Source organism: Halorubellus litoreus, from assembly GCF_037081675.1.
GTDB classification, from domain to species: Archaea; Halobacteriota; Halobacteria; order Halobacteriales; family Natrialbaceae; genus Halorubellus; species Halorubellus litoreus.
In genome coordinates this window covers 109961-124184 of the sequence record NZ_JAZAQL010000006.1, presented here as the reverse complement: position 1 = coordinate 124184, position 14224 = coordinate 109961, and the positions used below count along the sequence as shown (strand labels likewise).

The following is a 14224-nucleotide window of genomic DNA, read 5'->3' as shown; positions in this document are numbered from 1 at the left end:
TACCTCCGGACGCTGGACCGGGCTCGCTCCAGGCCCACGCGACTCGACTCCGAGCTGCGGCGGACGCGGATCGGTCAGTCTGCATCGACGGCACTGGCCGGTCTCCGGTGGGTCCCGCCCTCGACGCCGTGGTCGCCGTCGTCCGCGTCCTCGTCGTCGGTCGCGTCGACGACGTCGACGACCGCAGTGATGACCGCGAGGAAGACGGCGCCGTACACGGCCACGAACGAGACGATGTACTCCATGAGGGGGAGGTCGTCGGAGATCAGCATTGTCAGCGGAAGTAGCATCGCGAAGTTCCGGATGAACCCGCGGAGCATCGCATCTTGACTCCACGCGGACAGGTCGTAGTGTGCCATGTAGTACGTGCTCCCGCCGACGCCGAGCGGAAGCAGGAGGTACTGGTAGAGCGAGAGATGGGCGTAGTATTCGGCTGCGAACAGCGCGCCGATACCGAGCGCGAACCCGAGGCCGAGCGAGAGGGTGCGACTGGCGCGGAACACGCCGGCGAGTCGCGCGAGCCACCTGCGTGGGAGGGAGAGCATACGCGAAAGTCTCGATTCTCGACGTATATTTCTTGTGACGTGAAAGGCCCGCGAATCGGGCTCCGGAGCGAGTGTCAGCGCGCGTCGTGGACGACGTCGCCGTCGACGACGGTCATCGCGACGTCGACGTCCCGGAGTCCTTCGGGGTCCATGCTCCAGGGGTCGTCGTCGAGGACGACGAGGTCGGCGTGCTTCCCGGGTTCGACGGTGCCCATGCGGTCCTCGTCGAACCCAGCGTGCGCGCCGCCGAGCGTGTACGCGCGCAGCGCCTCCGTGACGGTGAGGCGCTGGCCGTCGGCGGGCGCGTTCACGGCGTGATGGACGCCGAGCATGGGGTCCATCGGCATGACGTCCGAGGAGAACGCGAGGTCGACGCCCGCGTCCAGGAGGTCGCGGTAGCGGTTCGACTGCTTTCGACGCGCTTCCCCCAAACGCTGGTCGTAGAGCCCGCCGGGCTGGGCCCACTGGAGGAAGTTCGGCTGGCACGAGGCGACCACGCCGAGTTCGGCGAACCGCTCGATGTGGTCGTCGGTGACGAGTTCGACGTGCTCGACGCGATGCCGGGCCTCGCCGGGGTCGTCGGTGCGCTCGTACGCGTCCAACGTCGCCGTGATGGCTTCGTCGCCGATGGCGTGCGCGGTGAACTGGAGGTCGTAGCCGTCGGCGCGGTCGACGAAGCGGTTGAGTTCATCGGAGTCGACGACCCACTCGCCGCGGCCGTCGCTCTCCGGGTCGGCGTCGTCGGCGTCCGCGTCCGCGTACGGCTCGTCGAGTTTCGCGGTGCGGCCGCCGAACGACCCGTCAGTGAACGACTTCACCGCGCCGACCTGGACGAACTCGCTCCCGTGATTCGATGCGAGGCCAGCGTCAGCGAGCGCGTCCAGGTGGTCGGTCCAGTAGTTGATGCGGACGCGGAGGTCGAGCGCGTCGGCGAGGTCGAGCTCGCGGTACACCTTCGGCGCGGGCGACTCGCGGACCATGTCGTGGACCGCGGTGACGCCGTGCCTGTGGGCGTAGTCGCGAGCGGCGCCGAGGAGCTCGCGGGCCTCCGCGCGGTCGACCTCGGTCGCGTCCCAGAGCGGGTCCACGGCCTCCTCGACGAGCACGCCCGTCGGTTCGCCGTCCTCGTCGGTGCGGACGTCCGGGTCAGTATGGTCGACGTCGAGGACGTCGAGCGCGACGGAGTTCACGGCCGCGGTGTGCATGTCCACGCGCAGGGCGGCGACCGGCTGGTCGGTGCTGACGGCGTCGAGGTCCTCGCGAGTGAGGTAGCGGCCGTCGGGCCACGCGGATTCGTCCCAGCCGAACCCGAGCAGCCACTCGCGGTCGCGCGGCGCGTCCGCGTCCAGGGTCGCGACCGCGTCGGCAAGCGTCTCGGCGTCGGAGAGGTCGGCGTACACCTGGTACTGGCCGAGCTGGAGCATGTGCGTGTGCGCGTCGACGAACCCGGGGAGGAGCGTCCGGCCGCCGCAGTCGACGACGTCGGTCTCCGCGCCGACGAGGAAGTCGACCTCGTACGCGCTGTCGACGCGCACGACCCGGCCGTCGCGGACGGCGACGGCCTCGTGCGTTGCGTCTGGCTCGGCGAGCGTGTGGACGTCCGCGTTCGTGAACACGCGGTCCGCAGGCGTCGTCATACCCGAGAGCGACGCCCCGCGTCAGGAAAACCCTACTGCTCGCGGCGAGCGACCGATGTCGGCGTCGACGGTCGCCGCCGAAGGTGGCGCGTTTCGCTCTCGCGCGCGAGCCGGTTCTCGGCGGGCGGGGGGGGGCGCGGTGGCGTCGGCGCTGAACGGTGCCGCGTGCGGGCTGGCGATTTCCAATCCTTCCGGAGTTACTGTCAATTACCTAATTCACCGTTGCTTGTAAATACACGTCCTCTCCGAGCATATTTCTCATCCGTACAGCGGTAGATTTAACATCTATTCGTACAAAACATCCGTGAAACCAGGGGCCATCATGAGTAACACATCCAACCACAATCAACGCGACGACCGTGGCGTCTCCGAGCTCGTCGGCGTCGTCCTGCTTTTCGGCATCGTCATCGCCGGCTCGGCGATGATATTCGTGTCCGGGACGGCGGTCACCGACGACGTCCGCGCGGAAGGACGCGTCGACGCCGCGTCGTCAGCGCTCGTCGAGATGGATAGCAGCGTTCAGTCGCTCGCACAACGCCGCGGCAACAACCAGGAGGCGGTCTCCATGGGTGCCGTCGACCCGAACAAGGCCGAGATCAGCGACACTGGCCAGATAGAGCTAGAGATCAACGGCGAGTGCTCCGCGACCATGCAGCTATCCGCGCTCGAGTACAACGACGACGGTGGGTCCACCATCGCCTACGAGGGCGGTGCCATCTGGAAGGACACCGACGCCGGCCTCGTCACGCAGAAGGCGCCCGAACTCGGCTTCCAGGACGGCGCGCTCCAGCTGCAGGTCGTCCAGATCGAGGGGAGCGTCGAGGACGACGAGATGCGCATCGACTACGACCGCACGGAGTCCATCGATAAGACCGAGGAGATCCAGGAAGCCCTGTTCGAGCCGTCGGACCCGTCGTCGAACTGCGATCGCCCCGAGTCGCTCAGCATCACCGTCACGAGCGACGACTACTACCGGGGCTGGGCCGACCACCTCGAATCCGAGTTCGGCGCGTCGAACGTGAACGTCGACGAGGACGCACAGACCGTCACCGTCGACAGCATCGACCTCGACGTCGAGTACGACGTCATCGACCTCCCGGGCTCCGCCGGGAGCGTCGTCTCTACGCCGTCGGGCGAGGGGATTCAGATGCCCGTTACGTCGCCGCTGTACGCCGGCGTGACCCCTCCGGGGGACGTCGTGGAGTACTCGGGGACGGTGACGTTCCTCGGGAGCATGAACGCGAACCTCCACGAGTACACGTCCGAGGAGGAGACGTGGGACAACGAGACCGTCGTCGACGACGTGACGCTCTGGGCGAACAAGAGCGTGCAGCTCCCGCTCGACGGGAGCGTCGACGTCCAGGTCAACGACACGGAGTTCTACTGGGACAACCGCACGAAGACGGTCTGGAACAACACGACCGTCCGGAAGCGCGTGAACGGCACGCCCCCGCTCGAGGTGTCGTTCGTGCTCGACGAATCCGGGTCGATGCAGTGGAACGACAAGATGGGGAAGGCTCGGGACGCGACCCGCGAGTTCCTCTCGGTCATGAAGGACGACCAGGGACACCGGGTGAACGTCGTCGGGTACGACTACTGTAGTCAGGAGGTCTACTCGAACTGGTGGGACCAGTGGCGGTGCGCGGACGTGGAACTCGACGTGAACACGTACCAGGAGTTCACGACCAACCAGAGCGCCGCGGACGCGGCGCTCTCGGAGCTCCAGGTCGGTGGGGGGACGCCCATCCCGCAAGCGATCGAGCACGCGTCCGACGAGTTCCGCGCGGACGGGAACGCGTCGAACAACCAGGTGCTCATCCTCCTGACGGACGGGAAGGACGAGGACGGGGCGCCGTATCCGTACGAGACGGCCCAAGAGGAGATTCCGGACGACGTCACGGTGTACACGATCGGTGTCGGTGACGACGTCAACGCGAACGTCCTCGAGAACGTCGCGACGACCGGGGACGGCGAGGGCGAGTACATCCCGGTGTCGGACACGGACGAGCTCGATTCGGTGTTCTCCGCCATCGCGCGCAACGAGACGACCGAGGTCATCCACATCAATGAGTCGACGAACAAGACGATCTCCGTGAAGAAGCAGCGGACGGTCACGCGTAACGTCACGATTCCGCTCGACGAAGGGAGCGTTCGGCGGGACGTGAACGTCTCGCGGTACCTCTCGAACCCGGAGGACTTCGAGGTCGGCGACACCGTGTGGGTGAACGGGACGCGGACGGTCGCGGCCGGTGAGTCGGTGTCGCTCCAGACGTCCGTGAACCGCACCATCGAGTACGCGAACGGAACGGTCGAGGTCGAGCCCGTGCTCGTGTCCCGGTTGGTCGAGTTGTCGGCCTCGCGGGACGTGACGGTGAACGAGTCGGTCGTCCTCGGCGAGGAGCACACGCGGTGGGAGAACGAGTCGGTCACCACGGAGACGACGCACAACATCGTGCTGCGTCGACCGACGACGATCGAGGCAACGTACAACAGCTCACACGACCTCTGGTCGGGCGAGAACGTGAACGCGTACACGGGTGGCGTCGAGCGCGGTGCGTACTCGAACATCGTCGTCGAGGAGGGGTCGACGCTCCAGTTCACCCCTGAGTCCTACGAGTGCGAGGCGAACACGACGCACGACGAGCAGGTCGAAATCGGTGGCACCGACCACAACCTGACGACGTGTACGTCGTACGGGAGTACCCCGGCGAACCTGGATCACGAGGTGCAGATCTACACGAACGGGGAGACGCTACCGTCGGCGAGTGCGCCGAGCTGGCAGATGAGCTTGGAGTCGATGCTGACGCTCGACGGCCGCCAGTACTACGAGCGTCAGGGCGGTGACCTCGTCGCGTCGAACCTGTCCTCGAACCAGGCGATCGTCGTCGTGGAGTCGGACGACGAGGCTGGCCGGGACAACAACAACGTCGTGATGCTCGTGGAGCTCGGCGAGTCCGACGAGACGACCGGGAAGCACCTCGTGAACGTCGAGGTGACGGCGGTGTCCGCGCAGAGCGGTGACGCGGACGACGACGACGATTGACTGGCGCGACTAGAAGGGCTTTTTTCGCGTGGGTCTGTCGGGTCGTGTATGACTGACGCCGAGTCTCTGGTGACGCGAGTGCGCGATGGCGACCTGCGGTTGCACGAACTGGAGGAGCACGCTGATGCGGAGACGGCGGCGACCGCTCGTCGGTTGTACGTCGAGCAGGAGGCGGACGTGGACCTGTCGGTGACCGGCGAGTACGCGCTGGATGCCGAGCAGGCGTCTGGGTCGGCGATCGAGAACATGATCGGGGCGACCCAGATTCCCGTGGGTGTCGCGGGCCCGGTCGAGGTCGCTGGTGGTGACGCGGACGGCGAGTACCTGTTGCCGCTCGCGACGACGGAGGGCGCGCTCTTGGCGAGCGTGAACCGCGGGCTGTCGGTGATCCGGTCGGCTGGCGGGGCGAGTGCGCGCGTGACGAAGGAGGGGATGACGCGAGCGCCGGTGTTCCGCGTGGACGGCGTGGTCGAGGCGGCGGAGACCGTGGAGTGGGTGCGCGAGAACGTCGACGCGCTCCGGGAGGCGGCGGAGTCGACGACGAGTCACGGCGAACTCATGGACGTGACGCCGTACGTCGTCGGCGATTCGGTGTTCCTCCGGTTCCGGTACGATACGAAGGACGCGATGGGGATGAACATGGCGACGATCGCGACCGAGGAAGCGGTCGGGGTCGTCGAGGCGGAGACGCCGGCGAGTCTCGTCGCGCTCTCCGGGAACATGTGCACGGACAAGAAGCCGGCGGCGATCAACGCGGTGGAGGGTCGTGGGCGGTCGGTGACGGCGGACGTCGAGATCCCGGGCGAGGTCGTCGAGGAGCGCCTGCATACGACGGCGTCGGCGATCGCGGAGGCGAACACGCGCAAGAACCTCGTGGGGAGTGCGAAGGCGGGGAGTCTCGGGTTCAACGCGCAGGCGGCGAACGTCGTCGCTGCCGCTTTCTTGGCGACGGGCCAGGACGAAGCGCAGGTCGTCGAGGGTGCGAACGCCATCACGACCGTCGAGGAGCGCGACGGCGACCTGTACGCGTCGGTGTCGCTCGCGAGCCTCGAGGTCGGGACGGTCGGTGGTGGGACGAAGCTGTCGACGCAGTCGGAGGCCCTGGAGGTGCTCGGGTTCGCCGGTGGTGGCGACCCGCCGGGGTCGAACGCGCGGGCGCTCGCGGAGGTCATCGCGGTCGGTGCGCTGGCGGGCGAGCTCTCGCTGCTGGCGGCGCTGGCGTCGAATCATCTGGCGTCGGCGCACGAGGACCTCGGGCGCTGACGTGGGTCGCCTCACCGGTCGGTGACGGGGTCACCTTAGCGGTCGAGGATGGAGTCGCCTTAGCGGTCGAGGACGGTGCGGACGCGGCCGAGGTCGACGCGGAGGCGCGCGCTGAGGAGGGCGACGCCGCCGGCGGTCGCGAGCGCGAGCGGGTGGGCGGTGGTGAGTGCGAGTGCGGCGGCGACGCCGAGGCCGAGTTCGCCGACGGCGGCGGTGGGGTCGACGTGGTCGGCGGTGCGGAGTGCGCCGAGGGCGGCGCCGACGACGACGAGGCCGCCGCCGAGTGCGGTCGGCGGGAGGACGATGCCGGCGATGGCGACGGGGTCGGCGGTGCTCTTCGCGGCGACGAGCACGAGCGCGAGGCTGACGACGACGAGTTCGCCGGCGAGCAGGGCGAGTCCTTCGCTGCGGTCGGTCACGGGTCCTGCTGCGTTCGGCGTCGACAAGTAGAGTGCGTCGAGTTCGGGGGTCGTTTCGAACGCTGAGTCGTAACCCATCAGTCGTGTCTTTCTACCAACCCTTATTATAATTGGATTTCTAACAGTTCGTATGGAGTCATCAACGCGCCAACTGGTGACCGCGCACCTCCTCCGGCACACGCTCGTCGCCGGCGCCGTCCTCACGTTCGCCATCGCCGCCGCCGGCACCGAACTCCTCGGACTCGGCGCCAGGAACGTCCTGTTCTTCCTCGCCGTCTTCGCCGGCGGACTCGTCCTCGTCCCCTTCGCCGTGAGCGACGCGGGCCTGGAGTCCGCGGGCGTCGGCGTCGCCGGCGGATTTGACGTCACCAACCCCAGCGAGTACCGCGCCGGCACCGACGGCTCGCTTCGCCTGAAGGCCGCGTTCTCGCTCGCCGGCGTCCTCGCGTACTCCCTGCTCGGGTTCGCCGCCCTCACCGTCGCCTGACGACGCGGCGAACACACTCCCCGACTCCCTGCCTACCTGACTGCCCGACTCCCTGCCTGCCTCCGGGACGACGACTCAGAGCTGGCGGTACGTGCCGCCGGACCGCGACACCTCGCCGGCGCGTTCGAGCTTCTCCAGCGCGCGCTCGACGTACTCGCGCTCCACGCCGTGCTCGCTCGCGTACGCCGCGACGTCGTCGAGCGTCGGCTCGTCGAGCGCGCCGAGCGCCTCCAGGACCGCCTCGCGCTTGTTCGGCCCGCTCGAACTCGCGCGCCCCGTGTCCGCGCGGTCCGCGGCTTCCTGTGCCGCCGTCGCGTCCACGCCACTGCGTTCGAGGAACTCGTCGTCGTCGACGACGCCCTCCGCGACGTCGGCCTCCATGTCCGCGAACGAGTCCACGTTCGCGAACGCCTCCCCCTCGCCCTGGCGGTTCGCCAGCATCGACGCCCGCACCTCTCGCGCGTGGTCGACGTCCTCGGTCGACACGAACCGCTTGAGCTTCGAGAACTGCTTGCTCGCCCCGCAGCGCGTACAGGAACTGCGCTCCGGTCGCCCCTCGACGATGCGGAGCGCGCTGCACTCGCTGCATCCGACGACGTGATACATGTCGACCCCTTCGAGCGCGTTCGCACCTAACGGTTCGGGTCACGCCCGACCGGCGAACCCGAGAGACGGCGCCGCCGCCCGGTACGCTCATACAAGTTGCCCTCGTAATGCTGGTATGACCTCGCGGACGTGGTGCAGTCGATGACGGCCGGTGCCGATCCGTCGGACGACGTCGCCGATGGGACGGTGAATGACGTCGCCGACGGTACGGTGAATGACGTCGCCGACGGTACGGTGAACGACGTGGAACTTGCCGCACTCGTCCCGACGGCGGACGCGTTCGACGTGCGAGCCTTCGCGGCGGACCGCGGCTGTCACGTCGTGCATTCGGGCGAACCGGACTACTCGCAGGCGGCGCGCGTCGGCGCGACCGCTGCGACCGTCGCCGTCCTCGTCCCGGACCCCGACGGTCCGAGCGCGCTCGCGATCCTGGACGCGCTCCGCGAGCGCACGACGCTCCCGGTCGTCCTGTACGCGGACGCCGTCGCGACCGACGACCTGGCGGCGTTCCTCGACGCGGAGGCGACCGATTACGTCCGCAAGCACCCCGACGGGAGCGAGCTCGTGCTCGAAAAGCGGCTGCGTGCGGCCGCCGAGCACGCGACGCTCGTCGAGTCCCACGGCCTCCTCGAGCGTGCGGTCGACCAGGCCGACGTCGGTATCACGATCGCGGACGCCCGCACCGACGACGAACCCCTCATCTACGTGAACGAGGGGTTCACGCGACTCACCGGGTACCCAGTCGAGGAGAGCGTCGGCCGGAACTGTCGGTTCCTTCAGGGCGAGGACACCGACCCGGAGACGGTCGCGACGCTGCGCGCCGCGATCGAGAACGAGGAAGCGGCGTCGGTCGACATCAGGAACTACCGCGAGGACGGCACGCCGTTCTGGAATCACCTCGACATCTCGCCGGTGTTCGACGAGGACGGCGAGCTCACGCACTACTTCGGGTTCCAGCGCGACGTCACGGAACGCAAGCGCCTGCAGGCCGAACTCCACGAGCAGAACGAGCGCCTGTCTGACTTCGCGAGCGTCCTGAGTCACGACCTCCGGAACCCGCTCGCGGTCGCGCAGGGACGCCTCGACGCGGTCGACGACCCGAACGTGGCGGCGGCCGAGGAGGCGCTTTCGCGCATGGATTCGCTCATCACGGACGTCCTCGCACTCGCCCGCGAAGGCGACGTCGTGGAGGCGACAGAGCGCGTCTCCCTCGGCGAGGTCGCGACGTACGCGTGGTCGATGGTGGAGACCGACGGGCTCGTGCTCGACGTCCCAGAGGGGGTCGTCGTGCACGCCGACCGGGAGCGACTCGTCTCCGTGTTCGAGAACCTCTTCCGGAACACGGTCGAACACGGTTCGACTGGCTCCCGGACGCGGTCCGGGAACACGGTTGAACACGCCAACGGCGCGTCGACGGTCACGGTGTCCGCGACCGAAGACGGGTTCGTCGTCGCGGACGACGGCCCCGGCATCCCCGAGGGCGAACGCGACAGCGTGTTCGACCGCGGGCACACCACCGACCCCGACGGAACCGGGTTCGGCCTCGCCATCGTCGCCGCCATCGTCGACGCGCACGAGTGGACGGTCGAGGTGACCGAGAGCGCGGACGGCGGTGCCGAGTTCGCGTTCCACGGCGTGGACGTCGAACGGTCGGGCTGACGGCGCGGTGGCGTGGACGTCGAACGGTCGGGCTGACGGCGCGGTGGCGTGGACGTCGAACAGTCAACGCGTACGCTTAACAAGTTGGCTCTATGCCATTTCGACATGGCAACTGTCGACGAATCAGGGGGAACCGGTTTCAGGGGGATGGCCGAGCGCGCGAACCCGGCGTTCGCCGCCGGTGCCGTCGTCGTCCCGATCCTCGCACTCGGGGTCGCGCTCGCGACCGGGAACACGCGCTACCTGTTCTACGTGCACGTCATGGCGGGCGCACTCTGGACGGGCGTCGACGTCTTCATGGGCGCGGTGCTGGGCCCAGTGCTCGGCGGTCTCGACGTCGAGGAGCGCGCGAGCGTCTTCGAGCGGTTCACGCCGAAGATGACGTTCCTCATGCCCGTGCTCGCCGCCGTCACCATCACAGCCGGCGTCGAACTCGCGACCACTCTCAAGGGCGGCCTGGGCGCGTTCTGGATACAGGTCGCGCTCGGCGTCGCCGTCCTCCTCTCGGTCATCGGGTTCGGCGTCATCCTCCCCGGCGAGGTCGCCATCTACCGCGAACTCGTCTCCGGAGACCCCGACAAGGACCGCATCAGCGACATCGGGATGCGGAACGCGAAACTCGGCGGCGTCCAGGGCGTCCTCCAGCTCGGCATCATCTTCGTGATGATGCAACTCCGCTTCCTCTGACCGCCCCGCGCCACGAGACGACTCGTCACGCGACGGCCGGTCACGCGACGGTCAGCCTCGGCGAGGCCGGGCGAGCGCGGCGTCGGTCGGCCGTCGACGCCGACGACCGGAACCTGGCACGCTCAAGTACGTCCGGCGCCTCTAGTCGTCCGTGAGAACGCGCGCCGTCGGCTTCGACCTCGACCACACGCTCGCGGTCCCCGACCGGGACCGCCACCGCATCCTCGCCGCGGCCGTCGACGACGTCGACGCACCCCCGATAACGCGCGAGGAGTACCTCAGCGCGCACCGCGACGACCACGCCGCCGTCACGCGCTCGCCGATATTCGAAGCCGTGCTTCCAGCGGACGCCGGCGTCTCGCCGGACGCGCTCGCGAGCGCGTACCGGCGGCGCATCGCCGACGCGCTCGCGCCCATCCCGGGCGCTCGCGACCTCCTGGACGGGCTCCGAGCGGACTACCCGGTCGGGCTCCTGACGAACGGCCCCGTGAAGGCCCAGGGCGACAAGCTCGACGAGCTCGACTGGTGGACGGCGTTCGACGCGACGCTCGTCACCGGCCAGCTCCCCGCGGGCAAACCCGACCGGCGGGCGTTCGACGCGCTCGCCGGCGCACTCGGCGTCGCCGTCGAGGACGTCGTGTACGTCGGCGACGAACCCGTCGCGGACGTCGAGGGGGCGACGAACGCCGGGGCGCGCGCCATCCAGGTCGTGTGGCCGGACGGCCCCGACCCGCATCCGGCCGCGGCCGCGGTCGTCGACCGCGAGCATCTCGCTCGCGACCTCGGTGACGTCATCCGGAGTCTCGACTGACCGGGCGCGACGCTGCCGAGGAAAGCGGCTACGAGTCCTCGAGTAACGCAGCGACGACAGCGCTCGCGACGTCCGCGGCGTCCTTGACCGCGGCGCCGGACTCGACGAACGCGAGCGTTCGCGGTGGCGTCGTCGCCTTCGGGCGGACGCGGAGGCGCGTTCCCTCGGCGGCCTCGACCGCGACGTCGACGCCGGCGTGGAACTCGACGCGTGCACGGTCCGGGTGCACGAACACGGACGCGAGGCGCTCCCCGTCGGCGTCGCCGACGTCCACCTCGAGGACGGCGACGTCCTGCTCGGGTTCGTCGACGAGCGCTTCGGGCGACCACACCACGTCGTACGCGCGAACGCCATCTTCGGTCGGCGTCACGTCCGCGACCGCGTCCGTCACCGCGACGTGCGCGAGCACGCCGTCGGTACGCCCGTGCAGCTCCGAGGACAGCAACTCCGCGATGCGGACGCCGTCCGTGACGCGACGCTCCGTCATCGCTCGCCCCCACGCTGGCTCGTCCGGACGCAGATCATTCCTCGTCGCCCTCCAGTTCCGTCATCGCTCGCGCCGCCGCGTCGGCCACGTCGACGCCCTCGCGGCGACCGTAGACGACCGCCGCCGCCGCGACCGTCACGCCCAATCGCTGCTGGAGTTCGTTGATCGCCGCGACCGCCTCGTGCTTCTCGGCGCCCGCGTCCACGAGCGCGTCCAGCACGCGCTCGAACGTCGACCGCTTCCTGAGGACGTCGTCGTCGGGCACGAACCCGTCGGGGACCTCGACGCCGCTCGTGTCGAACGACGGCGACAGCCCACCGTCGTCGACGCGCTCCAGGAGGCCTTCGCCGGTTGCGACGTCCACGAGGCGTTTGGCCTGGTCGGGCGAGAACCAGTCGCGGTCCAGGGACAACGCCACGACGAACTCGCTCTCGGCGAGCGTATCGGTGCCGCGCTGGCGGAACGGCGCGGCGACGGCGACGCGTAGACTCACGCCGAATCGTCGCCCGCGACGGCGCGTAAAGACTACGATTCGCGGTCGCTCGGGCCGCGTTCGCGGACGTGCGGACGACCGCTCGACGGATCGGCGTCCGCGGACGGCAAGGGCCGCGAGCGACCGCCAGACGGCCGTCGGGGCGTTCCGAGCCTTTCAAGTAGTTGCTGGGGCTTCTTCGAGGTATGCAAGACCAGGGTCCGTCGCCGCGCAAGCGTACCGGCGGTCGACGCCGTCGCCAGAACAAGCGAAAGAAGCACCAGCTCGGTCGCCTCCCGACCGAGACGCAGCTCGGCGAGCCGCGGTTCCGCGTCATCGAGACGCGCGGGAACACGAAGAAGACGCGTGCACTTGCGACGAACGTCGCGAGCGTCGCGGACGGTGGGGACACCGTCGAGGCCGAGATCGAGGACGTCGTGGAGAACCCCGCGAACCCGAACTACGTTCGCCGGAACATCATCACGAAGGGCGCGCTCGTCGAGACGAGCGAGGGCACGGCTCGCGTCACCTCCCGTCCGGGTCAGACCGGGCAGGTGAACGCGGTCCTCGTCGAGTAACCACGCGATTCCTTCTCGCGTTCGCCACCCCGTGAGCGACCGCGCTCGCGGTTCCGCCGCGACGATTGCGGCCCGGGTTGCGGTGTCGTATGAACGAATTGACGTCTCTCGGGGTGTAGGGCGGTGTCGCGGCCGCGAACGGCCGTTCCATCTCGCGTATGTTTAAGTGCGAACCGAGACGATACCACGTGTATGAGGACACTCCTAGGCGTGCTCGTCGTTGCGGTCTGCCTGGCGCCGGTCGCTGGAGCCGCTCCGGTCGCGTCGGGAGCGGGACCCGGACCGAGTGACGCCAGTGCGACGGCGTCCAGTTCGACGACGGAAGCGGTGACGATCACGGTGAGCGTGGTCGACGCTGACGGACAGGCCGTTGGTGGCGCGAACGTCACCGTCGCGTACGGCGACGAGACGAAGACCGGTGAGACGTTCGCGAACGGGAAGGCGTTCTTCGACGTCCCCGAGGGTGCGGACGTCTCCGTGGACGTCTCGGCGCCGGACCTGGCGTTGAACCGCCCGAAGACCGTGTCGAACGTCGACGCGGAGACGACCGTGAACGTCACGATGTATCCGGCGGCGACCGCGCTGGTGACTGTGCGGACGCCGAGCGGGCAGGCCGTCGAGGGCGCGCAGGTCCGCTTACGGAAGACCGGAGCGGTCCTGACGTCGGTGTCCGGTGAGACCGCGTCGAACGGGACGTTCGTCGCGAGCAACGTCGAACGCGGGAACTACACGGCGACGGTGACCGCGGACGGGTACTACTCGACGGCGTCGTCGTTCGTCGTCTCGAACCGCGCCGGGAAGACGGTCACGCTGGAACCGGGGACGGTAGCGGTGGAGTTCGCGACGGTCGACGGACACTTCGCGAACGACCGGCCGGTGACGGCGACCGTCGAACTGTACGACGGCGACCAGTTCGTGTCGAACATCTCGACTGGCGAATCCGGGCTGCGGACGGTGAGTCTCGACGTGAACACGCAGTACCGCGTCGTCGTGAAGAAGAACGGCTATCAGCGCGAGAGCCAGGTGTTGTCGGTCAGCGAGTCGGACGTCTCGGTCCAGTACGCGATCAATCGAACGCCGTCGCTGTCGGTGACGGCGGCGAACACGCAGGTCGTCACCGGGCAGACGGTCCGGGTGTCCGTGGCGGACGAGTACGACGAGGCGGTGTCGAACGTGTCGGTGCGCGTCGGCGGGGAGTCGGTCGCGGAGACGGACGCGGCCGGCGAGGCGGTCGTGCCGATAGAGACCGCGGGGACCGTGGAGATCGTGGCGACGAAGGGCGACCTGTCGGCGTCGACGACCGTCGAGGGCGTGTCGCCGTCGACGGAACCGGCGACGACGGCGGCGACGGCGACGACGGCGGGGACGACGTCTGGGACGACCGCGGCGACGACGTCTGCGACGCCGACGCCCGAGAACGAACTCGACGGGCTGCCGACGCCGGGCTTCGGTGGGCTCGCGGGACTGCTAGCGGTCGCGCTCTCGGTGGTCGTTCTCGTCCGCCGACGGAAATGATACGTTAACGGACAC

At 68.9% G+C, this 14224-nt stretch carries 14 protein-coding genes; 8 read left to right on the top strand and 6 right to left on the bottom strand.

Annotated elements, in window-relative coordinates:
• Window positions 1-74 precede the first annotated feature (74 nt).
• Complete coding sequence (locus VYJ16_RS21430) at window positions 75-545, bottom strand: hypothetical protein (protein WP_336352359.1); 471 nt, start codon at window positions 543-545, stop codon at window positions 75-77.
• 74 nt (window positions 546-619) lie between these two features.
• A complete protein-coding gene (locus VYJ16_RS21425) occupies window positions 620-2182 on the bottom strand; it encodes an amidohydrolase (RefSeq protein WP_336352358.1) in 1563 nt (520 codons plus the stop codon).
• Between the two features lie 322 nt (window positions 2183-2504).
• Here VYJ16_RS21425 and VYJ16_RS21420 point away from each other — a divergent pair, with 322 nt between their 5' ends.
• Both VYJ16_RS21420 and hmgA read left to right on the top strand, forming a co-directional pair.
• Window positions 2505-5225, top strand: a complete 2721-nt coding sequence (locus VYJ16_RS21420; RefSeq protein ID WP_336352357.1) for a vWA domain-containing protein — start codon at window positions 2505-2507, stop codon at window positions 5223-5225.
• A gap of 48 nt (window positions 5226-5273) precedes the next feature.
• Window positions 5274-6488, top strand: coding sequence for a hydroxymethylglutaryl-CoA reductase (NADPH) (gene hmgA, locus VYJ16_RS21415; protein WP_336352356.1), 1215 nt, complete (start codon window positions 5274-5276; stop codon window positions 6486-6488).
• A 59-nt stretch (window positions 6489-6547) separates the two neighbouring features.
• On the opposite strand, the gene VYJ16_RS21410 is transcribed toward hmgA, so the two are convergent.
• Entirely contained in the window at window positions 6548-6985 is a 438-nt protein-coding gene (locus VYJ16_RS21410; protein ID WP_336352355.1) for a hypothetical protein, read from the bottom strand.
• A gap of 52 nt (window positions 6986-7037) precedes the next feature.
• Between VYJ16_RS21410 and VYJ16_RS21405 the strand changes: the two genes are divergently transcribed.
• On the top strand, window positions 7038-7394 hold the full coding sequence (locus VYJ16_RS21405; RefSeq protein ID WP_336352354.1) for a hypothetical protein: 357 nt from the start codon (window positions 7038-7040) through the stop codon (window positions 7392-7394).
• A gap of 75 nt (window positions 7395-7469) precedes the next feature.
• Here VYJ16_RS21405 and VYJ16_RS21400 read toward each other — a convergent pair whose 3' ends face one another.
• Entirely contained in the window at window positions 7470-8000 is a 531-nt protein-coding gene (locus tag VYJ16_RS21400; RefSeq protein ID WP_336352353.1) for a DUF5817 domain-containing protein, read from the bottom strand.
• A gap of 141 nt (window positions 8001-8141) precedes the next feature.
• On the opposite strand from VYJ16_RS21400, the gene VYJ16_RS21395 reads away from it, so the two are divergent.
• The 3 genes from VYJ16_RS21395 (at window position 8142) to VYJ16_RS21385 (ending at window position 11157) form a co-directional block, all read left to right on the top strand.
• A complete protein-coding gene (locus VYJ16_RS21395) occupies window positions 8142-9659 on the top strand; it encodes a PAS domain-containing protein (protein WP_336352352.1) in 1518 nt (505 codons plus the stop codon).
• Between the two features lie 105 nt (window positions 9660-9764).
• A complete protein-coding gene (locus tag VYJ16_RS21390) occupies window positions 9765-10346 on the top strand; it encodes a hypothetical protein (protein WP_336352351.1) in 582 nt (193 codons plus the stop codon).
• A 151-nt stretch (window positions 10347-10497) separates the two neighbouring features.
• Complete coding sequence (locus tag VYJ16_RS21385) at window positions 10498-11157, top strand: HAD family hydrolase (protein ID WP_336352350.1); 660 nt, start codon at window positions 10498-10500, stop codon at window positions 11155-11157.
• Between the two features lie 28 nt (window positions 11158-11185).
• Here the strand turns inward: VYJ16_RS21385 and VYJ16_RS21380 are convergent, their stop codons facing one another.
• On the bottom strand, window positions 11186-11644 hold the full coding sequence (locus VYJ16_RS21380) for a DUF7993 family protein (protein WP_336352349.1): 459 nt from the start codon (window positions 11642-11644) through the stop codon (window positions 11186-11188).
• Window positions 11645-11678: 34 nt separating this feature from the next.
• Window positions 11679-12137, bottom strand: a complete 459-nt coding sequence (locus tag VYJ16_RS21375; RefSeq protein ID WP_336352348.1) for a DUF2240 family protein — start codon at window positions 12135-12137, stop codon at window positions 11679-11681.
• A 185-nt stretch (window positions 12138-12322) separates the two neighbouring features.
• Between VYJ16_RS21375 and VYJ16_RS21370 the strand changes: the two genes are divergently transcribed.
• Together VYJ16_RS21370 and VYJ16_RS21365 are read left to right on the top strand one after the other, a co-directional pair.
• On the top strand, window positions 12323-12694 hold the full coding sequence (locus VYJ16_RS21370; protein ID WP_336352347.1) for a 30S ribosomal protein S8e: 372 nt from the start codon (window positions 12323-12325) through the stop codon (window positions 12692-12694).
• Between the two features lie 192 nt (window positions 12695-12886).
• On the top strand, window positions 12887-14209 hold the full coding sequence (locus VYJ16_RS21365) for a carboxypeptidase-like regulatory domain-containing protein (protein ID WP_336352346.1): 1323 nt from the start codon (window positions 12887-12889) through the stop codon (window positions 14207-14209).
• Window positions 14210-14224: the final 15 nt, after the last annotated feature.